The sequence below is a fragment of the Variovorax sp. WS11 genome (assembly GCF_010499245.1).
Taxonomy (GTDB): domain Bacteria; phylum Pseudomonadota; class Gammaproteobacteria; order Burkholderiales; family Burkholderiaceae_C; genus Variovorax.
The window spans coordinates 1,119,435-1,138,556 of the sequence record NZ_JAAGOW010000001.1 but is presented as its reverse complement, the minus strand read 5'-3'; the positions used below and the strand labels follow the sequence as shown (position 1 = coordinate 1,138,556).

The following is a 19,122-nucleotide window of genomic DNA, read 5'->3' as shown; positions in this document are numbered from 1 at the left end:
CATGCAGCGCGAGCGTCAACGCGGGGTCGGCTATCTGTTCATGCTGCTTGCCGTGGCGGTGCTGTCGCTCGGCACCGGCAAGGCGGTGGAGGTCTACACGACCTCGGCCCAGCGCGAACGGGAAGCGGAACTCGTGCATGTGGGCGCCCTGTACCGCCAGGCGATCAAGGACTACTACCTGAGCACACCCGGCGGACAGCGCCGATACCCGGCGCGGCTCGAAGACCTGTTGAAGGATTCCCGGCATCTGGTGACGCGGCGCTATCTGCGCCAGCTCTACGCCGACCCCATGACCGCGAAGGCGTTCACGCCGCTTCTGGCGCCGCAAGGGGGCATCTGGGGCGTGGCCAGCAGTTCGTCGAAATCGCCGATACGCGCGAAGAGCCCGAACGAAGCGACCGTGCGGCCGGGCTCGGCGCTTGGCTACCAGGATTGGCGGTTCATCTACGACGGCGCTTGATCTGGTGCGCATGTCATCATCTGCATCTTCTGTCGACGCAGATCTCACATCAATCGGAAAGGGCGCTGCCGGATGGCTCGCGTGCGTGACCCGGCTGGCTACGACGGCCAGCGAGAAATGATTCTTTCCAACGCGGCGCAACTGTTCGCGCAGCGCGGCTATGCGGGCACCTCGATGAACGAGGTGGCCGCGGCCTGCGGCGTGTCCAAGGCCACGCTCTACCACTACGTGCGCGACAAGCACGACCTCGCCGTGCGCATCGCCGAGGAGCATGTGCAGCGCCTCGAAGCGGTGGTGGAAGAGGTCATGCGCGAGCACTCCACGCCCGAGGCCCGGCTCGCCGCGCTGATCCGCAGCTTCGTGGCCGAGTACGCCATGGCCCAGAACGCCCAGCGCGTGCTGACCGAGGACGTGCGTTTCCTGCGCGAGGAGGACCAGGCCCGCATCATCGGCGTCGAGCGGCGCGTGGTCGCGGCCTTCGCGCGAACCATCGCCGAGGTGCGCGGCGAGGATGCGCAGAGCAAGCTCGGCAAGCCAATGGCCATGCTGCTCTTCGGCATGATCAACTGGATGTTCACCTGGATGAAGCCCGGGCGCGAGCTCGACCACGAGGCGATCGGCGAGATCGTCGCCGACCTGTTCTTCGGCGGCGTGCGGGCAGTGGCGCTGCCGCCCGCGCTGGCGGCGAAGGCCGATCGCGCGACCGCCGGCGCGCGCAAGCTGCGCTGAGGTCTCAGCCGCGCCGCGTTGCGATCAGCGGGCGCACGTCCGGCGACTGCAGGCGCGGCCGGTTCTCTTCCGCCGCCGCCAGCGGTTGCACCTCGACCAGGCTGGCGAGGCAGCGGCGGGTGAGGTCCTGGTAGGTCTGCGTGCCCTCCTGCTTCCAGGCGATTTCTTCGTCGCCGAGCTGGCGCCGCACCCGGGCCGGCACGCCGGTCACCAGGCTGCGCGCCGGCACCTTCATGCCGGCCGGCACGAAGGCGCAGGCCGCGACGATGGCCGATTCGCCGACCTCGGCCTCGTCCATCACCACCGCGTTCATGCCCACCAGCGCGTCGCGCCGCACCACGCAGCTGTGCAGCACCGCGCCATGGCCGATGTGGCCGTTTTCTTCCACCACCGTGTCCTGGTCCGGGAAGCCGTGGATCACGCAGTTGTCCTGCACGTTGGAGCCGCGCTCCAGGACGATGCGGCCGAAGTCGCCGCGCAGGCTGGCGCCGGGGCCGACGTAGCAGACGGGCCCGACGATGACGTCGCCGATCAGAACGGCGGTGGGGTGGACATAGGCGCCAGGGTCGACCACCGGCACCACGCCTTCGAGCGCATAGCAGGGCATGAGATCCGCTTTCGTAACGATTGGAAAAATGGGCGGCCCGCGCTAGCCTTCAGGGTTAGCACCGAGGACTAAAGCTTGCGAGGGCAAGACCGCGAATCCTATAATCAACCGAACGGTCGGTCAATTATTCGAGACGCCTTCCTTGGGCCGATCGTCAACCCCACATCCCAGCACCACGATGAACGAACCCCTGGTACGTATCACCCATTCGGGCGCCGTGCGCACGCTCCAGCTCAACCGGCCGGAGGCGCTCAACAGTTTCACCTCGCAGCTGCATGCCGAGCTCATGGCCGCGCTGGACGAGGCCGCGGCCGACAGCGCCGTGCGCTGTGTCGTGCTGGGCGGCTCGGGGCGCGCCTTCTGCGCCGGGCAAGACCTGTCCGACCCGATGGTTGCGCCCGACTTCACGCCGGGCGCCGCGCCCAAGGACCTGGGCCAGGTAATCGAATCTCTCTACGCGCCTCTCGTGCTGCGCATCCGCTCGATGCCCGTGCCGGTGATCGCGGAGGTCCACGGCGTCGCGGCCGGCGCGGGCGCCAACCTGGCGCTCGCCTGCGACCTGGTGGTGGCCGGCCGCTCGGCCAGCTTCATCCAGGCCTTTACCAAGATCGGCCTGGTGCCCGACACCGGCGGCACGTGGCTGCTGCCGCGGCTGGTGGGCCAGGCGCGCGCGCTGGGCCTGGCCCTGCTGGGCGACAAGCTGCCGGCGGCCGAGGCGGCGCAGATGGGCCTCATCTGGAAGTGCGTGGAGGACGACGAGCTCAACCTCACCGTCGAAGGCCTGGCGCATCGCCTGGCCGCGATGCCCTTGCGCGCGCTGGTGGCGACGCGGCAGGCGCTGGCCGATGCCCAGTCGCTGGACCTGCCCGCCGCGCTTGCGCGCGAAGCCGCGCTGCAGCGCGAACTCGGCGCCGCTGCCGACTACCGCGAAGGCGTGGAGGCCTTCCGCGCCAAGCGCCTGCCGCAGTTCAACGACCGTTGAGAACGAAAGCCCCATCGATGAGCGACACCAACGCCCAGCAAACCGCCGAACGCGTGCGCGATGCCATGTTCGCCAACGACCGCGCCGTGCGCGGCCTCGGCATGGAGATCGAGGCCATCGCGCCCGGCCGCGCCGACGTCACCATGACCGTGCGCGAGGACATGCTCAACGGCCACGACATCTGCCACGGCGGGTTCATCTCGGCGCTGGCCGATTCGGCCTTTGCCTATGCCTGCAACTCCTACAACGAGGTGACGGTGGCTTCCGGCTTCGGCATCGATTTCGTCGCGCCTGCGCGCCAGGGCGACCGCCTGGTCGCGCGCTGCGTCGAGGTCTCGAAGGCCGGCCGCACGGGCGTCTACGACACGGAGGTGATGAACCAGCGCGGCGAGCGGGTCGCGGTGTTCCGCGGGCGTTCCTACACACTCAAGGGCAAGCCGGTCGCACCGGCCTGAACGTAGCAGCCGCCAAGTCTCAAGGAGAACTTCCCATGCCCGTGAAACGCCCCGCGCCCGGCGAGCTCGAGCCCATCGAAGCTGCCAGCCGCGACGAGATCGCCGCACTCCAGCTGCAGCGCCTGAAGGCCACCCTGCAGCGTGCCTACGACCAGGTGCCGCACTACCGCCAGGCCTTCGAGGCGCGCGGCGTGCATCCCGACGACCTGAAGCAACTGAGCGACATCGCGAAGTTCCCCTTTACCGTCAAGAAGGACCTGCGCGACAACTATCCCTTCGGCATGTTCGCGGTGCCGCGCGAGCAGGTGGCGCGCATCCACGCATCCTCGGGCACCACCGGCAAGCCGACCGTGGTGGGCTACACCCTGCAGGACATCGAGCATTGGGCGAATCTCGTGGCGCGCTCGATCCGCGCCGCGGGCGGGCGGCCCGGCGACATCGTGCACGTGGCCTACGGCTACGGCCTCTTCACCGGCGGCCTGGGCGCGCACTACGGCGCCGAGCGCGCCGGCTGCACCGTGATCCCGATGTCGGGCGGCCAGACCGAGAAGCAGGTGCAGCTGATCCGCGACTTCCGGCCCGACATCATCATGGTCACGCCCAGCTACATGCAGGTGATCATCGAGGAGTTCCAGCGCCAGGGGCTGGATGCGCGCGAGAACTCGCTCAAGGTCGGCATCTTCGGCGCCGAACCCTGGACCGAGGCCATGCGCCGCGAGATCGAGCACAAGGGCGGGATGGACGCGGTCGACATCTACGGCCTGTCGGAAGTGATGGGCCCGGGCGTGGCCAGCGAGTGCATCGAGAGCAAGGACGGTCCGGTGGTCTGGGAAGACCATTTCTATCCCGAGATCATCCACCCCGAGACCGGCGAGGTGTTGCCCGACGGCGAGGAGGGCGAACTGGTCTTCACCTCGCTCACCAAGGAGGCGCTGCCGATCATTCGCTACCGCACGCGCGATCTCACGCGCCTCTTGCCGCCCACCTCGCGCAGCTTCCGCCGCATGGGCAAGATCGTCGGTCGCAGCGACGACATGCTGATCATCCGCGGCGTCAACGTCTTCCCGACGCAGATCGAGGAGATCGTGCTGGCGCACGAGAAGCTCTCGGGCCAGTATCTGATCAAGGTCGGCCGCGAAGGCCACCTGGACCACGTGGAGGTGCGCTGCGAGCTGCAGCAGGGGGCCGCAGGCATTCCCGATGCCGAATGCGACCAGATCGCCCAGTGGGTGCAGCAGCGTGTGAAGACCCTGGTCGGCATCTCGACCACGGTGCTGGTGCAGCCCCCCGCCACGCTTGAGCGCACGCTGACCGGCAAGGCCCGGCGCGTCGTCGACGAGCGTCCCAAGAACTGAAAGGACACGCCATGTACACCCAAGCCATGGACACCATGGGCAAGGACAAGGACGGCCCCAAGGCCGTGCGCTCGGCCGAAGAGTTGCGGCTGGAAGAGCGCTTCGACGAGCGCATCGATGCCGGCGGCTTCATCGAAGCCAAGGACTGGATGCCCGAGCACTACCGCAAGACGCTGGTGCGCCAGATCAGCCAGCATGCGCATTCCGAGATCGTCGGCATGCTGCCCGAGGGCAACTGGATCAGCCGCGCACCCACGTTGAAGCGCAAGGCCATCCTGCTGGCCAAGGTGCAGGACGAGGGCGGCCATGGCCTTTATCTTTACGCCGCCGCCGAGACCCTGGGCACCAGCCGCGACCAGATGCTGAACGCCCTGCACACCGGCAAGGCCAAGTACAGCTCGATCTTCAACTACCCGACGCTGACCTGGGCCGACATGGGCACCATCGGCTGGCTGGTGGACGGTGCGGCGATCATGAACCAGGTGCCGATCTGCCGCTGCTCCTACGCGCCCTATGCGCGCGCCATGATCCGCATCTGCCGCGAAGAGAGCTTCCACCAGCGCCAGGGCTACGAGGCGCTGCTCACCATCATGCAGCACGGCACCGAGGCGCAGAAGGCCATGGTGCAGGACGCGGTGAACCGCTGGTGGTGGCCCTCCATCATGATGTTCGGCCCGCCCGACGACCAGTCGCCCAACAGCGCGCAGTCCATGCGCTGGGGCATCAAGCGCTTTACCAACGACGAGCTGCGGCAGAAGTTCATCGATGCCGCGGTCGAACAGGCCAAGGTGCTGGGCGTGACCCTGCCCGATCCGGAACTCAAGTGGAACGAGGAGCGCCAGGCGCATGACCATGGCGCTATCGATTGGGCCGAGTTCTGGCGCGTGATCGCGGGCGACGGGCCTTGCAACCGCGAGCGGCTCGGCGCGCGCGTCAAGGCCTGGGACGAGGGCGCCTGGGTGCGCGAAGCCGCGCTGGCCCATGCGGCAAAGCACGAACGAGCAGAAAGGTTGGCAGCATGAGCACCGTTCAACGGCGCGCGCCCTTCCCTGAATGGGGGGAGGTCGTGGGTGGAGTTCGAGCAACAAACGCCGCTGCCGGCTGCGAGAAGGACGGAGTGGGCTGTGGGAAGTGTTCGTCCGCAGCAAGGCCGGGCTGGACCACAAGCACTGCGGCAGCCTGCATGCGCCCGATCCGAAGATGGCGCTGCAGATGGCGCGCGACGTCTACACGCGGCGCCAGGAAGGCGTGAGCGTGTGGGTGGTGCGCTCCGACCAGATCGTCGCCAGCGACCCGGGCGACAAGGACATGTTCTTCGACCCGGCGGAAGACAAGGTCTACCGCCACCCGACCTTCTACGCGTTGCCGAAGTCGGTCGACCACATGTGAGGTGAAGCGCCCCATGCAAGCCTCCATCGAACTCGACCGCAGCGCTTCCGTGCAGTACCTGCTGCGCATCGCCGACACCTGCCTCATCCTCTCGCAGCGCTTGGGCGAATGGTGCGGCCATGCGCCGGCGCTCGAAGAAGACATCGCCATGACCAACATGGCGCTGGACCTGGTGGGCCAGGCGCGCGCGCTCCTCACCCGCGCCGGTCAGCTCGAGGGCCGCGCGCACGACGAGGACCAGCTGGCCTTCCTGCGCGACGAGCGCGACTACTTCAACGCCACGCTGGTCGAGCTGCCGCGCGGCGACTTCGCCTTCAGCGTGCTGCGCAACGCGATGGCCGCAACTTTGCTCAAGCTGCTCTGGGAAAAGCTCGAAGCCTCGAGCGATGCCGAGGTGGCCGCCATCGCCGCCAAGGCCATCAAGGAAGCGCGCTACCACCAGCAGCATGCGGCCGACTGGGTGGTGCGCCTGGGCGACGGCACCGAAGAATCGCGCTCGCGCATGGAGGCCGCGCTGGCCCAGCTGTGGCGCTACGTGCCCGAGCTCTTCGCGGCCGATGCCGTCGACGAAGCGGCGCGCGCCGGTGGCCTGGGCCCGGCCTGGTCCGAGCTGCGCGAGGCCTGGTTCGCCGAGATGGCTTCGGTGCTCGAAGAGGCCACGCTGGCCATGCCGGCGGAGTCGGCCTTCATGAGCACCGGAAAGCGCGGCGTGCACAGCGAGCACATGGGCTACATCCTGGCCGAGATGCAGCACCTGCAGCGCGCCTATCCGGGCGGAGTGTGGTGATGAATGCATTGCGCTCTCCTGCCGCCGACGAGGCCCGCGTCGCGCACGCCTGGGACGTGCTGGGCACGGTGCTCGATCCCGAGGTGCCGGCGCTGTCGGTCTGCGACCTGGGCATCGTGCGCGAGGTGCTGCCGCAAGAGGAGGGCCTGGAGATCGTGCTCACGCCGACCTATTCCGGCTGCCCGGCCACCGAGGTGATCGAGCGCAGCGTGCTCGAAGCCCTGGACGCTGCGGGACTCGGCCCGGCCTGCGTGACGCTGCGCCGCGCGCCGGCCTGGACCACCGACTGGATCAGCGCCGAAGGCAAGCGCAAGCTGCGCGAGTACGGCATCGCACCGCCGGGCGCGGCGGCCTTGCCCGGCGGCGCGGTCCCGATCCGCCTGGTGCGGCGCCAGGCCGCCGCGCCGGTGGCTTGCCCGCATTGCGGCAGCGCCCACACCGAGCGTCTTTCGGCCTTCGGCTCCACGGCCTGCAAGTCGCTGTACCGCTGCCTGGATTGCCGCGAGCCCTTCGAGCACTTCAAACCCCTCTGAGGCCCCATGAGCGTCATCTTCCATCCGCTGCGCGTGCGCAGCATCGAGCCGGACACCGCCGAGGCGGTGGTCGTGTCCTTCGACGTGCCCGAGGACTTGCGCGGTGTCTTCGGCTTCACCCAGGGCCAGTACCTCACCCTGCGCAAGGAGATCGACGGCCAGGACCTGCGCCGCTCCTATTCCATCTGCGCCGGCGTCGACGACGGCGAGCTGCGCGTGGGCGTGCGCAAGGTGCAGCAGGGCCTGTTCTCCAACTGGATCAACAGCTCGCTCCAGCCCGGCGACACGCTGCATGTGATGGCGCCGCAAGGCCGCTTCTTCGTGCCCATCGAGCCCAAGGCGCGCCGGCACCACGTGGGCATCGCGGGCGGCAGCGGCATCACGCCCATCCTCTCGATCATGAAGACCGTGCTGGCGCGCGAGCCGCAGTCGCGCTTCACGCTCATCTACGGCAACCGGCAGCTCCGGTCCACGATGTTCAAGGAGGAGATCGAGGACCTGAAGAACCGCTACATGACGCGCCTGTCGCTGCAGCTCGTGTTCTCCGACGAGCACACCGACGTGCCGATCAACGCGGGCCTGATGAACCGCGAAAAGATCGCCGAGTTCCTGCAGGGCCTGGTGCCGCCCGGCAGCATCGACCACGTCTACATCTGCGGCCCCTTCCAGATGAACGACGAGGCCGAGGCGGCGCTGCTGGAAGCCGGCGTGCCCGAGGAGCGCATCCACATCGAGCGCTTCGGCCTGGCCCAGTCGCCCACCGGCACCGTGGGCGCGGTGGTGCACGAGCCGCAGCCGGGCGATGCCGAGACGGCGCGCATCACCATCGTGCGCGACGGGCTGGCCCGCGAGATCCCCTTCACCAAGGGGCAGCCCAGCATTCTCGACGCCGCGTCCTCTGCCGGCCTGGAGGTGCCGTACTCCTGCACCTCGGGCGTGTGCGGCACCTGCCGTGCCAGGCTCCTGGAAGGGGAAGTGCGGATGGAGCGCAACTTCGCGCTCGACAAGAATGAGGTCGCAGGCGGCTTTATCCTCACCTGCCAGGCACATCCCCTGACCGAGCGCGTGCGGCTGTCCTTCGACGAACGCTGAGCGCGGGCGATTTATCAACTACCGGAGACTGTTCATGAATTCTTTCACCCGCCTCGGCGTGGCACTGCTGTGCGCCATGGCCTTCGCCGCGCAGGCCGACGTCAACGTCGGCGTGACGCTGTCGGCGACCGGGCCGGCCGCCTCCCTCGGCATCCCCGAGAAGAACACCATCGGGCTGATGCCCAAGACCATCGGCGGGCAGAAGATCAACTACATCGTGCTCGACGACGCCTCCGACACCACCGCCGCGGTGTCGAACACGCGCAAGCTGATCAGCGAGAACAAGGTCGACATCGTGCTCGGCTCGACCGTCACGCCGAACTCGCTGGCCATGATCGACGTGGTGGCCGAAGAGAAGGTGCCGATGATCTCGATGGCGGCCTCGTCGCGCATCGTCGAGCCCATGGATGCCAAGCGCAAGTGGGTCTTCAAGACGCCGCAGAACGACATCATGATGTCGCTCGCCATCGCCGAACACATGGCCGCCAACGGCGTGAAGACGGTGGGCTTCATCGGCTTCTCCGACGCCTATGGCGAAGGCTGGTTCCAGGAATTCACCAAGGCGGCCGAGCTCAAGAAGCTCAAGGTCGTGGCCAGCGAGCGCTATGCGCGCAGCGACACCTCGGTCACCGGCCAGTCGCTCAAGCTGATCTCCGCCAAGCCCGATGCCGTGCTGATCGCCGGTTCGGGCACGCCGGCCGCGCTGCCGCAGAAAACGCTCAAGGAGCGCGGCTACGCCGGCAAGGTCTACCAGACCCACGGCGTCGCCAACGCCGATTTCCTGCGCGTCGGCGGCAAGGACGTCGAGGGCACGCTGCTGCCTTCCGGCCCGATGCTGGTGGCGTCGCAGCTGCCGGATTCGCATCCGCTCAAGAAGTCCGCGCTGGCCTACGTCAACGCCTACGAGGCGGCCAACGGCAAGGGCAGCGTGTCCACCTTCGGCGGCCATGCCTGGGATGCCGGCCTGATCATGAGCGCCGCGATTCCCGTCGCGCTCAAGAAGGCGCAGCCCGGCACGCCGGCCTTTCGCGCCGCGCTGCGCGATGCACTGGAAGAGGTGAAGAACCTCCCCGGCGCGCATGGCATCTTCACCATGTCGCCCACCGACCACCTGGGCCTCGACCAGCGCGCGCGCGTGATGGTCAAGATCGAGAACGGCGCCTGGAAATACCAACCACAAGACTGAGCCGAGTAGACCTTTAACCGGAGCATGCGTGCGACTGCGCGCGCAGGCCTGGCATCGTGCCGGCCCTGTGCGCGCCGCGCCGGAGTAGCTGCATGGACATGCAAATCGCCTTGATCCTGGGGCAGGACGGTATCGTCAACGGGGCGATCTACGGGCTCATGGCGCTGGCCCTGGTGCTGGTGTTCTCCGTGACCCGCGTCATCTTCATCCCGCAAGGGGAATTCGTGGCCTTCAGCGCGCTGTCGGTGGTGGCGCTGCAGGCCGGCCACGTGCCGGCCACGCTGTGGCTGCTGCTGGTGCTGGCGGCCGCGGCGCTCGTCGTGGAGCTGTGGCGCTGGAAGCGCGGCGCGGCCGTCGACTGGGCCTCGACCCTCGCCTGGTGCGTGGTGCTGCCGCTGGTGGCCTGCGCGCTGGTGCTGCTGCTGCGGCCCGAGTCGCAGTTCACGCAGACGGTCGCCGCGCTCGCCGTGATCGTGCCGCTGGGCCCGCTGCTCTACCGGCTGGCCTACCGGCCGCTCGCCGATGCGACCGTGCTGACGCTGCTGATCGTCTCGGTGGCGCTGCATGGCGTGCTGGTGGGGCTGGGGCTGCTCTTCTTCGGCGCCGAGGGCTCGCGCACGCCGGCCTTCTCGGAGATGCGGCTGGACCTGGGCGGCGTCGCGATCACCGGCCAGGCGCTGGTGGTGGTGGCCGTCACGGCCGCGCTGGTGGTGCTGATGTTCCTGTTCTTCGAACGCTCGATCGTGGGCAAGGCACTGCGCGCCACCGCGATCAACCGCGTGGGCGCGCGGCTGATGGGCATCCCCACCGGGCTCTCGGGCGACCTGAGCTTCGCGCTGGCCGCGGCGATCGGCGCGGTCTCGGGCCTGCTGATCGCGCCCATCACGACCATCTACTACGACACCGGCTTCCTGATCGGCCTGAAGGGCTTCGTGGCCGCCATCGTCGGCGGGCTGGCCAGCTACCCGCTGGCCCTGGTCGGCGCGCTGATCGTGGGCCAGCTCGAGGCCTTCTCTTCGTTCTGGGCCAGCGCCTTCAAGGAGGTGTTCGTCTTCACGCTGATCATTCCCGTGCTGTGGTGGCGCTCGCTCAGCAGCCGGCATGTGGAGGATGAAGAATGACGCGGCGGCATTTGACGCTGGCCTTCATCCTCGCGCTTGCGGCGGTGTGGGGCTTCCTGCCGGACTTCTCGGTCACGGTGCTCAGCTACATCGGCCTCTACGCCCTGGTCGCGGCCGGCCTCGTCATGCTCACCGGCGTGGGCGGCATGACTTCCTTCGGCCAGGCCGCCTTCGTCGGCACCGGCGCCTATGCCACGGCGTGGATCTGCACTTCGCCGATGGTCGCCTCGGCGCTGGGCGGCATCAGCCCGGCGCTGCTGCCGTGGATCGGCCTGCTGTTCGGCATCGCCGTGACCTTCCTCATCGCCTGGGGCCTGGGTGCGATCACGCTGCGGCTGTCGGGCCACTACCTGCCGCTGTGCACCATCGCGTGGGGGCTGAGCTTCTACTTCCTGTTCGGCAACCTCGAGTTCCTCGGCGGCCACACCGGCGTGGCGGGCGTGCCGGCGATCGTGGTCGCCGGCGTTTCTTTCGCCTCGCCACGCTCGCTGGGCCTGGTCATCTGGGGCGTGCTGCTGCTCGCGCTGTGGGCGCTGCACAACCTGCTCGACTCGCGCGAGGGCCGCGCCATCCGCGCACTCAAGGGAGGCCGGGTGATGGCCGAGTCGATGGGCGTGGACACCGGCCGCTACCGCATCAAGGTCTTCGTGCTGGCGGCGCTGCTGGCGGCCCTGTCGGGCTGGCTCTACGCGCATCTGCAGCGCTTCATCAACCCCACGCCCTTCAACCTCAACATCGGCATCGAGTACCTGTTCATGGCCGTGGTCGGCGGCGCGGGCCATCTGTGGGGCGCGGTGCTGGGCGCGGCGCTGATCACCCTGCTGAAGGAGCAGCTGCAGGACATCCTGCCCAGCCTGCTCGGATCGAGCGGCAACTTCGAGGTCATCGTGTTCGGCCTGCTGATGCTGGTGGTGCTGCAGCGCTTCGCCGACGGGCTGTGGCCGACGCTCGCGCGGCTTTGCAACCGCTTCCTGAAGCCCGCGGCAGTGCGTGCGCCGCGCCACGTGCTGGCGCTGCCCGAAACCGCCTTGCCGCCGCGCGGGCAGGTCGTGCTGGAGGCCAAGGCCGTGACCAAGCGCTTCGGCGGCCTGGTGGCCAACGATGCCGTCGGCCTCGACGTCAAGGCCGGCGAGATCCATGCGCTGATCGGGCCCAACGGGGCGGGCAAGAGCACCTTCTTCAACATGATCTCGGGGGTCGACGATCCGACCGAAGGCGAGGTGCGGCTGATGGACCGGCCGATGACCGGCAAGCCTTCGCGGGCCTTCGCGGCGCTGGGCCTGGGCCGCACCTTCCAGCATGTGCGCCTGCTGGGCCAGCGCCGCGTGATCGAGAACGTTGCGCTGGGTGCGCACCGGCGCGGACAGCGCGGCTGGATCGCCTCGATGCTGCGGCTCGACCGTGCCGAGGAGGCCGCGCTGCTCGCGCAGGCGCGCCAGCAGATCGAACGCTGCGGACTCGGCGAATTCGCGGAAGTCCCGGCAGGCTCGCTGGCGCTGGGCCAGCAGCGCGTGGTCGAGATCGCGCGCGCCCTGGCGGGCCAGCCCGCGGTGCTGCTGCTGGACGAGCCCGCGGCCGGCCTGCGCCACCTGGAAAAACGCGCCCTCGCCACCTTGCTCGACCAGCTGCGTGCCGAGGGCCTGGGCATCCTGGTGGTGGAACATGACATGGAGTTCGTGATGAACCTGGCCGACCGCGTCACCGTGCTGGAGTTCGGCGCCGTCATCGCGCGCGGCACGCCGGCCGAGGTGCAGCGCGATCCCAAGGTGCTGGATGCCTATCTGGGCGGGGTGGACGAGCCCGCAAATGAAGGCCGCCTGGTGGAGCAGACGGCATGAGTGCATCGGCTCTGCTCCAACTGGAAGACTTCTGCGTCTCCTACGGCCCGGTCGAGGCGGTGCACCACGTCGACCTGCGTGTCGACACCGGCGAGATCGTCACCGTGATCGGCCCCAACGGCGCAGGCAAGACCACGCTGCTGTGCGCGGCCATGGGCCTGCTGCCCTCGCGCGGCCGGGTGCTGCTGGGCGGCGAGTCCATGACGCGCATCAGCGTGGAAGCGATGGTGGCGCGCGGCGTCGGCCTGGTGCCCGAGAAGCGCGAGCTCTTCGGCGAGATGCCGGTCGAGGACAACCTGCTCCTGGGCGGCTTCTCGCGCTGGTGGCGCGGCGAGCGCGACCAGCGCCAGCGCATGGACGAGGTCTTCGCCATCTTCCCGCGCCTGGCCGAGCGCCGCGCGCAGCTGGCCTCCACGCTCTCGGGCGGCGAGCGGCAGATGCTGGCCATCGGCCGTGCGCTGATGGCGCGCCCGCGCCTGCTGATGCTGGACGAGCCCTCGCTGGGCCTGGCGCCGCTCATCGTGCGCGAGGTGCTGCAGGTGGTGTCTTCGCTGCGCAAGCACGGCGTGTCGGTGCTGCTGGTGGAGCAGAACGCGCGTGCCGCCTTGCAGGTGGCCGACCGCGCCTATGTGCTGGAGATGGGCGCGGTCGCGCTGCAGGGTGCGGCTTCGGAGTTGCTGCACGACCGCCGCATCATCGACACCTACCTGGGGCTGGGGGCGCGCACCGACAAAGTCGAATAGCGAGCGCGGCAGGCGCGGCCTTGTCCTTCACTGCGTGGCCGTGCCGCGGCACAGAATCGCGCGCCGAGGCCCGGCATCCCGCGCGGGCCCGCAGAGGCCTCTTTCCGGAGGCCAGGAAAACATGGCTGGAAGATCCGGCGAGACCTGCGTCGGCATCTCAGGCTGGCGTTATGCGCCCTGGCGCGGCAAGTTCTATCCCAAAGGGCTGCCACAGCGCCAGGAGCTTGCCTTCGCCTCGCGCATGCTGCCCACCATCGAGCTCAACGGCTCCTTCTATTCGCTGCAGCGGCCCGAGTCGTACCTGGCTTGGCACGACGAGACGCCGGAAGGCTTCGTGTTCGCGGTCAAGGGCTCGCGCTACATCACCCACATGCTGCGGCTCAAGGACGTGCGCACTGCATTGGCGAACTTCCTGGCCTCGGGCGTGCTGGCGCTGCGGGCCAAGCTGGGGCCGATCCTGTGGCAGCTGCCGCCTTCGATGGCCTACGAGCCGGATCGTCTCGACGACTTCTTCTCGCTGCTGCCGCGCGACACGAGTGCGGCGCTGGCCCTCGCGCGCACGCACGACGATCGCCTCGAGGGCCGCACCTGGCTCAAGCGCTCCGCGAAACGGCCGCTGCGGCACGCGGTGGAAGTGCGCCATCCGAGCTTCGTCGACGCGGACTTCATTGCCCAGCTGCGCCGCCACCACATCGCTTTGGTGGTCGCCGACACAGCCGGACGCTGGCCGCTGCTCGAGGATCTGACGGCCGACTTCGTCTACCTCCGGCTGCATGGGGACAAGGAGCTGTATGCGAGCGGCTACGACGACGACGCCCTCGACCGCTGGGCCGCGCGCATCGATGCCTGGCGCCATGGCCGCCAGGTGAAGGATGCACGCAAGGCCTCGACCCGCCCCGCGCCGCGACGAGCCCGGCGCGACGTGTACTGCTACTTCGACAATGACATCAAGGTGCATGCGCCCTACGACGCCGCGAACCTGGCGCTGCGGCTGGGCGTGCCGACGGGACTGGGGCCTGGTGGAGAATTCGCTGCATGATTTTCTTCAAGCACGCCTGCATCGCCGCCCTCGCGTCGCTGCTGACTCTGTCGGCCCACGCGGGCGCCTGGGGCGAGGGCGCCTTCGACAACGATGCGGCGCAGGACTTCCTGGCGGAATGCACGCGCTCGGCGGAAGCGGAGCTGGTCTCGCAGGCCATCGAGCTGGCGCTGGTTGCGAGCTTCGTCGATGCCGATGACGGCGCTGCTGCCGTTGCCGCCGGCGAGGCGATTGCCGGCGCCCTCGGCAGCAGTGCAGCGCCGAGAACGAAGGTGGTGCCATGCCTCGCCGCGATGCCGCGCGAGCAGCTGCGTGCGCTGGCGCCGGGTGCGGTACGCGCCGTGGAGCGAGTGGCGGACCCTGCCGTTTCCGAGCTCGCGCAGCAGTGGGCGGACGAGAAACCGAACCGCTGGTCGATCGGCATGCGGCAGCTGGCGGCGCGTCTTCGGCGCTAGTCCCCTGAATCATTGAAATCGGTCGGTGCTGTCCACCCGAGACGGGCGCGCTGCGGCGTTGCAAATGCTCGCGATACCTACGGGTATCGCTGCGCTTTGCGCCTTGCATCGCATCCCGTCTCGGGCGCCCCTCACCGCCCATTTCAATGATTCAGCGGACTGGGCGCTCCCGCCAAACGGGGGGCGCCGGCTGACATCCGCGCATCGCAAACGACGCCACACTGCGCCATTCAAGAAAAATGGAAGTCCCGCGATGAAATGGCTACTGCGCGTGTTCTCCGGCATTCATGCCTTCATGGCGCTTCTCTTTGCCTGCGCTGCGCTGATGCTGATCGCGGTGTCGGCGCGCATCGGCTGGTCGGCGTTCGCGCAGGGCCTCGATCGCGCAGCGGCAGAAGTGATCATCGAGGCGGTCGGCCTGCTGGCAGCCGCGGTGGTCGCACTGCAGGTGGCGCAGACCATCACGGAAGAAGAAGTGGTGCGCGACGCCCACATCGGCGCGCCGACCCGCGTTCGGCGTTTCCTGTCGCGCTTCATGGTCGTCATCGTGGTCGCGCTGGCGGTGGAAGGGCTGGTCGCGACCTTCAGAGCGCATGACGATCCCGCGCAGCTGCTCTATGCGGGCGGCATGGTGTGTTCGGTCGGGCTGCTGCTGGCGGGATGGGGCCTGTTCGTCCACCTCAATCGATCGGCGGAAGAGCTGGAGCCCGAGCAGATGGCGGAGGCCAAGCGCGAGGACCGGAAGCTGGAGCCCTAGCGCTTCGGCCCCTTGAAGCTCCACCACGGCAGCAGCGCACTCAGCGATTGCACCTCGCCGCTGCCGGCGCTCTCGTAGCCCGCGAGCGTGCCGAGCTGATGCTGCCAGGCGGCGCTGCGCAGCAGCACCAGCAGCGCCTGGACGGCCGGTTGGTCCAGCGCCGACTTGAGGCAAGCCAGGTGGTAGCGCTCGTTCACCAGCGGCACGAAGCCCAGACCCGCGCCGCGCGCCGCCGATTCGATGCCCAGGCCCGCATCCGCCCGGCCCGAGGCCACTGCGTGCGCGATGGCCGCGTGTGAGGGCTCGTCGCGTTCGTAGCCGTCGAGCGCATCCGCGTCCAGCCCTTCCTGGGCCAGCAGTTCGTCGAGCAGCACGCGCGTGCCTGTGCCGAGCGCGCGGTTCACGTAGCGCGCGCGCAGCTGCGCGACGTCGGCGAGGCCGCGCAGGCCCAGCGGGTTGCCGGGCGCGACGATCAGGCCCTGGGTGCGGCGCGCGAAGCCGATGATCTTGTGCAGCCCGGGCTTGAGCAGCCGCTTGTAGGTGCGCTGCGCGAGCGAGCCGGCCGGCGGCCGCTCCAGCGTGTGGAAGCCCGCCATCACGCAGCGTCCCTGGTTGAGCGCGCTGATCGCGTCCACGCTGCCGGTGAAGCGGATGTCGAGCTGCAGCCGCGCGCGCTCGGCCGCGTGGGCGCGCAGCAGCACCAGCGCATCGTCGTGGCTCGCGTGCAGGCTGAGCACATGCAGGCTGTCGTCAAAGGCCATCGCGAAGGCGCGCTCCAGGTCGGCATGCAGGGCCTCGATCTGCGGCGCGAGCCGGGCCTGCGCCTGGCGCTCGGCCCACAGCAGCTTGTCGCCGAACTCGGACAACTGCGCCGAGCGGCCCTGCTCGCCGCTCACCAGCGGATGGCCGAGGTTCTGCTCCCAGCGCCTGAGCTCGCCCCAGACATGGCGGTACGACAGGCCCAGCGCCCGCGCCGCGGACGAGATGGAGCCGTGCTCGCGCACCGCATGCAGGAGCTCCATCAGCGGGTTGCGAATCAGCGTACGGCCGCTGCGGCGCGGGGCGATGGCGTAGGACAGTTCGATCTGTTGCACGTTGGGGAAACGAAGGCGGCAATGGCGGGGAACAGCGGAAGGATTATGCAAAGGTCGCCCGTCACCTATGCAAGTGTTTGCATAAGTTGAGCGCCTCAGCTTGCCGATACTGGTGACTTGACTGTCACGCCCTCATGAACACCTTCACAGACAGCGCCATCGCCGCGTGGCACTTGCTGATTTCCGGCGATCCCGTTCTGCTCGGCATCGTCGGCCGTTCGCTGGCCGTCAGCGCCACGGCCTGCGCGCTGGCCTGCGGGCTCGGCCTGCTGCTCGGCGCCTGGCTCGCGGTGGCGCGCTTCGCCGGCCGCGGCCTGCTGCTCACGCTGCTCAACACGCTGCTCGCGCTTCCCTCGGTGGTGGTGGGGCTGGTGATCTACCTGCTGCTGTCGCGCTCGGGGCCGCTCGGCTTCCTGGGCTGGCTGTTCTCCTTCAAGGCGATGGTGCTGGCGCAGGCGCTGCTGGTGCTGCCGGTGGTCACGGCGCTCACGCGCCAGGCCATCGAGGACGCGGACCGCGCCCACGGCGAGCAGTTGCGCTCGCTCGGCGCGCGCTCACTGGCGCGGGCGCTGCTGCTGGTGTGGGACGAGCGCTATGCGCTGATCACCGTGTTGATCGCCGCCTTCGGCCGCGCCGTGTCGGAGGTCGGCGCGGTGATGGTGGTGGGCGGCAACATCGACGGCTTCACGCGCGTCATGACCACCGCCATCGCGCTCGAGACCAGCAAGGGCGACCTGCCGCTGGCGCTGGCATTGGGCCTGGTGCTGCTGGGGGTGGTGCTGCTGCTCAACCTTGCCATCAGCGCACTGCGCGGCTGGCGCGAGCGGGTCGATGGCGGCGCGGCCGATGCGGCGGGGCTGCGGCGGATGGAGGCGGCCGCATGAGCAACATCCGGCCGCACGGCGATGCGCGCGCCCGACTTCGCGTGGTGGCCGCGCGAGGCGGCGACGCGCCCGAAGCTGCGGCGATGGCCGGCTCGGCGCTCTTCGCCCTGCGCGACATCGACGTGCGCTACGGTCGCGTGCCGGCGCTCGCCGGCGTCACGCTGTCCATCCATGCCGGCGAACGCGTCGCCCTGATCGGCGCCAACGGCAGCGGCAAGAGCACGCTGCTGCGCGTGCTGCACGGCCTGTTGCCGCATGCGGGCGGCGCTTTTGTCAACGCGGTGCCGCCGCAGGCGCAGGCGATGCTGTTCCAGCGTCCGCACATGCTGCGTATGAGCGTGCGCAACAACGTCGCGCTGGCGCTCTGGCTGCACGGCGCGCGGTGGCGCGACGCGCAGCGCGAAGCGGTGGCGGCGCTGGGGCGGGTTGGCCTGGACAGCGTGGCCGGGCGCAATGCGCGCACCCTCTCGGGCGGGCAGCAGCAGCGCATGGCGCTGGCGCGTGCCTGGGCGCTCAAGCCGGCGGTGCTGCTGCTCGACGAGCCGACCGCCAGCCTGGACCCGACGGCCAAGCGCGAGGTCGAGGCCCTGATCGCCGACGCGGCGCATGGCCGCACGCTGGTGTTCGCGAGCCACAACCTGGGCCAGGTGAAGCGGCTCGCGAGCCGCGTGGTCTACCTCGAGCATGGCCGGGTGCTGGCGGACCTGCCGGTGCACGATTTCTTCAACGGGCCTCTCCCCGAGGAAGCCCGCCAATTTGTCAAAGGAGAGCAGGTATGAAGGCATTCAAGTTCCTGGCGGCGGCACTCGCCCTGGCGGCGGGCAGCGTCGTGGCGCAGGCCGAGACGATCACCATGGCGTCGACCACCTCGACCGAGCAGTCGGGCCTGTTCGCGCACCTGCTGCCGGCCTTCAAGCAGGCCAGCAGCATCGACGTCAAGGTGGTGGCGGTCGGCACCGGGCAGGCCATCGACATGGCCAAGCGCGGTGACGCCGACGTGCTATTCGTGCACGACACGGCGGCGGAGGAGAAGTTCGTCGCCGAAGGTTTCGCCGCCAAGCGCTTCGCGGTTATGTACAACGATTTCGTGCTGATCGGGCCGAAGAACGATCCGGCGGCGGCAAAGGGCAAGGACAGCGCCGCGGCGCTGAAGAAAGTGGCTGCGGCCAACGCCGCCTTCGTCTCGCGCGGCGACAAGAGCGGCACCGACGCCGCCGAGCGCCGGCTCTGGGCGCAGGCCAGCCTGGCCGAAGCAGGCCAGCCGGTGCCCAACGACAAGAAGGGCACGGGCTACAAGGAGTGCGGCTGCGGCATGGGTCCGGCGCTCAACATCGCGGCCTCCAGCGGCGCCTACGTGCTGGCCGACCGAGGCACCTGGCTCAGCTTCAAGAACCGCGCCGACCTGGCGGTGCTGGTGGAGGGCGACAAGCGGCTCTTCAACCAGTACGGCGTGATGGTGGTGAGCCCCTCGAAGTTTCCGCAGCTCAACAGCGCCGGCGCGCAGAAGTTCGTCGACTGGGTGATCTCGCCGGCGGGGCAGTCGAGCATTGCGAGCTACAAGATCGGCGGCGAGCAGCTGTTCTTCCCCAATGCGAGCAGCCAGTAGGGCGTTGCGC

Annotated in this window: 22 protein-coding genes; 20 read left to right on the top strand and 2 right to left on the bottom strand. The window is 69.1% G+C overall.

Annotated features, from left to right (window positions below; translation table 11 throughout):
* The first annotated feature begins 1 nt into the window (after position 1).
* Together GXN78_RS05845 and GXN78_RS05840 are read left to right on the top strand one after the other, a co-directional pair.
* Entirely contained in the window at positions 2–460 is a 459-nt protein-coding gene (locus GXN78_RS05845) for a type II secretion system protein (protein ID WP_106555245.1), read from the top strand.
* A 72-nt stretch (positions 461–532) separates the two neighbouring features.
* Positions 533–1,189 carry a TetR/AcrR family transcriptional regulator gene (locus GXN78_RS05840; RefSeq protein ID WP_106555246.1) on the top strand — a complete coding sequence of 219 codons (657 nt, stop codon included), beginning with the start codon at positions 533–535 and terminating at the stop codon, positions 1,187–1,189.
* Positions 1,190–1,193: 4 nt separating this feature from the next.
* Here GXN78_RS05840 and GXN78_RS05835 read toward each other — a convergent pair whose 3' ends face one another.
* Entirely contained in the window at positions 1,194–1,796 is a 603-nt protein-coding gene (locus GXN78_RS05835) for a phenylacetic acid degradation protein PaaY (RefSeq protein WP_106555247.1), read from the bottom strand.
* 178 nt (positions 1,797–1,974) lie between these two features.
* Here GXN78_RS05835 and GXN78_RS05830 point away from each other — a divergent pair, with 178 nt between their 5' ends.
* The 15 genes from GXN78_RS05830 to GXN78_RS05760 all read left to right on the top strand — a co-directional run bounded on the left by GXN78_RS05830 (position 1,975) and on the right by GXN78_RS05760 (position 15,528).
* Positions 1,975–2,778, top strand: coding sequence for an enoyl-CoA hydratase-related protein (locus tag GXN78_RS05830; RefSeq protein WP_106555248.1), 804 nt, complete (start codon positions 1,975–1,977; stop codon positions 2,776–2,778).
* 17 nt (positions 2,779–2,795) lie between these two features.
* Positions 2,796–3,233, top strand: coding sequence for a hydroxyphenylacetyl-CoA thioesterase PaaI (gene paaI / locus GXN78_RS05825; protein ID WP_106555249.1), 438 nt, complete (start codon positions 2,796–2,798; stop codon positions 3,231–3,233).
* Between the two features lie 35 nt (positions 3,234–3,268).
* The gene (gene paaK, locus GXN78_RS05820; protein ID WP_106555250.1) at positions 3,269–4,588 is read left to right on the top strand and encodes a phenylacetate--CoA ligase PaaK; all 1,320 of its coding nucleotides are present in this window, start codon (positions 3,269–3,271) and stop codon (positions 4,586–4,588) included.
* 11 nt (positions 4,589–4,599) lie between these two features.
* Positions 4,600–5,610 (top strand): 1,2-phenylacetyl-CoA epoxidase subunit PaaA, encoded by a 1,011-nt coding sequence (gene paaA / locus GXN78_RS05815; protein WP_106555251.1) that lies wholly within the window; start codon positions 4,600–4,602, stop codon positions 5,608–5,610.
* 100 nt (positions 5,611–5,710) lie between these two features.
* Positions 5,711–5,977 (top strand): 1,2-phenylacetyl-CoA epoxidase subunit PaaB, encoded by a 267-nt coding sequence (gene paaB / locus GXN78_RS05810; protein WP_239142798.1) that lies wholly within the window; start codon positions 5,711–5,713, stop codon positions 5,975–5,977.
* Between the two features lie 13 nt (positions 5,978–5,990).
* Positions 5,991–6,764, top strand: a complete 774-nt coding sequence (gene paaC, locus GXN78_RS05805) for a 1,2-phenylacetyl-CoA epoxidase subunit PaaC (RefSeq protein ID WP_106555253.1) — start codon at positions 5,991–5,993, stop codon at positions 6,762–6,764.
* Positions 6,764–7,297 (top strand): 1,2-phenylacetyl-CoA epoxidase subunit PaaD, encoded by a 534-nt coding sequence (gene paaD / locus GXN78_RS05800; protein ID WP_106555254.1) that lies wholly within the window; start codon positions 6,764–6,766, stop codon positions 7,295–7,297. The genes paaC and paaD overlap by 1 nt, the downstream gene beginning before the upstream one ends.
* Before the next feature lie 6 nt (positions 7,298–7,303).
* On the top strand, positions 7,304–8,389 hold the full coding sequence (gene paaE, locus GXN78_RS05795; RefSeq protein WP_106555255.1) for a 1,2-phenylacetyl-CoA epoxidase subunit PaaE: 1,086 nt from the start codon (positions 7,304–7,306) through the stop codon (positions 8,387–8,389).
* A 34-nt stretch (positions 8,390–8,423) separates the two neighbouring features.
* Positions 8,424–9,575, top strand: coding sequence for an ABC transporter substrate-binding protein (locus GXN78_RS05790; RefSeq protein WP_106555256.1), 1,152 nt, complete (start codon positions 8,424–8,426; stop codon positions 9,573–9,575).
* 92 nt (positions 9,576–9,667) lie between these two features.
* A complete protein-coding gene (locus tag GXN78_RS05785; protein ID WP_106555257.1) occupies positions 9,668–10,696 on the top strand; it encodes a branched-chain amino acid ABC transporter permease in 1,029 nt (342 codons plus the stop codon).
* On the top strand, positions 10,693–12,534 hold the full coding sequence (locus tag GXN78_RS05780; protein WP_106555258.1) for a branched-chain amino acid ABC transporter ATP-binding protein/permease: 1,842 nt from the start codon (positions 10,693–10,695) through the stop codon (positions 12,532–12,534). The genes GXN78_RS05785 and GXN78_RS05780 overlap by 4 nt, the downstream gene beginning before the upstream one ends.
* Positions 12,531–13,277, top strand: coding sequence for an ABC transporter ATP-binding protein (locus GXN78_RS05775; protein WP_106555259.1), 747 nt, complete (start codon positions 12,531–12,533; stop codon positions 13,275–13,277). Before GXN78_RS05780 ends, GXN78_RS05775 begins: the two co-directional genes overlap by 4 nt.
* Before the next feature lie 121 nt (positions 13,278–13,398).
* Positions 13,399–14,316, top strand: coding sequence for a DUF72 domain-containing protein (locus GXN78_RS05770; protein WP_106555260.1), 918 nt, complete (start codon positions 13,399–13,401; stop codon positions 14,314–14,316).
* Entirely contained in the window at positions 14,313–14,771 is a 459-nt protein-coding gene (locus GXN78_RS05765) for a DUF4259 domain-containing protein (RefSeq protein ID WP_106555261.1), read from the top strand. The genes GXN78_RS05770 and GXN78_RS05765 overlap by 4 nt, the downstream gene beginning before the upstream one ends.
* Before the next feature lie 253 nt (positions 14,772–15,024).
* On the top strand, positions 15,025–15,528 hold the full coding sequence (locus GXN78_RS05760; protein ID WP_106555262.1) for a hypothetical protein: 504 nt from the start codon (positions 15,025–15,027) through the stop codon (positions 15,526–15,528).
* On the opposite strand, the gene GXN78_RS05755 is transcribed toward GXN78_RS05760, so the two are convergent.
* Positions 15,525–16,622, bottom strand: coding sequence for a substrate-binding domain-containing protein (locus tag GXN78_RS05755; protein ID WP_106555263.1), 1,098 nt, complete (start codon positions 16,620–16,622; stop codon positions 15,525–15,527). The genes GXN78_RS05760 and GXN78_RS05755 overlap by 4 nt on opposite strands.
* Positions 16,623–16,756: 134 nt before the next feature.
* Here GXN78_RS05755 and GXN78_RS05750 point away from each other — a divergent pair, with 134 nt between their 5' ends.
* From GXN78_RS05750 to GXN78_RS05740, 3 genes are all read left to right on the top strand, one after another.
* Positions 16,757–17,506: an ABC transporter permease gene (locus GXN78_RS05750; RefSeq protein ID WP_106555264.1), complete on the top strand. Its 750-nt coding sequence runs from the start codon at positions 16,757–16,759 to the stop codon at positions 17,504–17,506.
* 83 nt (positions 17,507–17,589) lie between these two features.
* On the top strand, positions 17,590–18,285 hold the full coding sequence (locus tag GXN78_RS05745; RefSeq protein WP_106555315.1) for a phosphate ABC transporter ATP-binding protein: 696 nt from the start codon (positions 17,590–17,592) through the stop codon (positions 18,283–18,285).
* Positions 18,282–19,112: an extracellular solute-binding protein gene (locus GXN78_RS05740; protein ID WP_106555265.1), complete on the top strand. Its 831-nt coding sequence runs from the start codon at positions 18,282–18,284 to the stop codon at positions 19,110–19,112. The genes GXN78_RS05745 and GXN78_RS05740 overlap by 4 nt, the downstream gene beginning before the upstream one ends.
* Positions 19,113–19,122: the final 10 nt, after the last annotated feature.

Coding starts and splice junctions, on each gene's coding strand:
- GXN78_RS05845 (WP_106555245.1), top strand. CDS start 2: ATGCAGCGCGAGCGTCAACGCGGGGTCGGCTATCTGTTCATGCTGCTT.
- GXN78_RS05840 (WP_106555246.1), top strand. CDS start 533: ATGGCTCGCGTGCGTGACCCGGCTGGCTACGACGGCCAGCGAGAAATG.
- GXN78_RS05835 (WP_106555247.1), bottom strand. CDS start 1,796: ATGCCCTGCTATGCGCTCGAAGGCGTGGTGCCGGTGGTCGACCCTGGC.
- GXN78_RS05830 (WP_106555248.1), top strand. CDS start 1,975: ATGAACGAACCCCTGGTACGTATCACCCATTCGGGCGCCGTGCGCACG.
- paaI (WP_106555249.1), top strand. CDS start 2,796: ATGAGCGACACCAACGCCCAGCAAACCGCCGAACGCGTGCGCGATGCC.
- paaK (WP_106555250.1), top strand. CDS start 3,269: ATGCCCGTGAAACGCCCCGCGCCCGGCGAGCTCGAGCCCATCGAAGCT.
- paaA (WP_106555251.1), top strand. CDS start 4,600: ATGTACACCCAAGCCATGGACACCATGGGCAAGGACAAGGACGGCCCC.
- paaC (WP_106555253.1), top strand. CDS start 5,991: ATGCAAGCCTCCATCGAACTCGACCGCAGCGCTTCCGTGCAGTACCTG.
- paaD (WP_106555254.1), top strand. CDS start 6,764: ATGAATGCATTGCGCTCTCCTGCCGCCGACGAGGCCCGCGTCGCGCAC.
- paaE (WP_106555255.1), top strand. CDS start 7,304: ATGAGCGTCATCTTCCATCCGCTGCGCGTGCGCAGCATCGAGCCGGAC.
- GXN78_RS05790 (WP_106555256.1), top strand. CDS start 8,424: ATGAATTCTTTCACCCGCCTCGGCGTGGCACTGCTGTGCGCCATGGCC.
- GXN78_RS05785 (WP_106555257.1), top strand. CDS start 9,668: ATGGACATGCAAATCGCCTTGATCCTGGGGCAGGACGGTATCGTCAAC.
- GXN78_RS05780 (WP_106555258.1), top strand. CDS start 10,693: ATGACGCGGCGGCATTTGACGCTGGCCTTCATCCTCGCGCTTGCGGCG.
- GXN78_RS05775 (WP_106555259.1), top strand. CDS start 12,531: ATGAGTGCATCGGCTCTGCTCCAACTGGAAGACTTCTGCGTCTCCTAC.
- GXN78_RS05770 (WP_106555260.1), top strand. CDS start 13,399: ATGGCTGGAAGATCCGGCGAGACCTGCGTCGGCATCTCAGGCTGGCGT.
- GXN78_RS05765 (WP_106555261.1), top strand. CDS start 14,313: ATGATTTTCTTCAAGCACGCCTGCATCGCCGCCCTCGCGTCGCTGCTG.
- GXN78_RS05760 (WP_106555262.1), top strand. CDS start 15,025: ATGAAATGGCTACTGCGCGTGTTCTCCGGCATTCATGCCTTCATGGCG.
- GXN78_RS05750 (WP_106555264.1), top strand. CDS start 16,757: ATGAACACCTTCACAGACAGCGCCATCGCCGCGTGGCACTTGCTGATT.
- GXN78_RS05745 (WP_106555315.1), top strand. CDS start 17,590: ATGGCCGGCTCGGCGCTCTTCGCCCTGCGCGACATCGACGTGCGCTAC.
- GXN78_RS05740 (WP_106555265.1), top strand. CDS start 18,282: ATGAAGGCATTCAAGTTCCTGGCGGCGGCACTCGCCCTGGCGGCGGGC.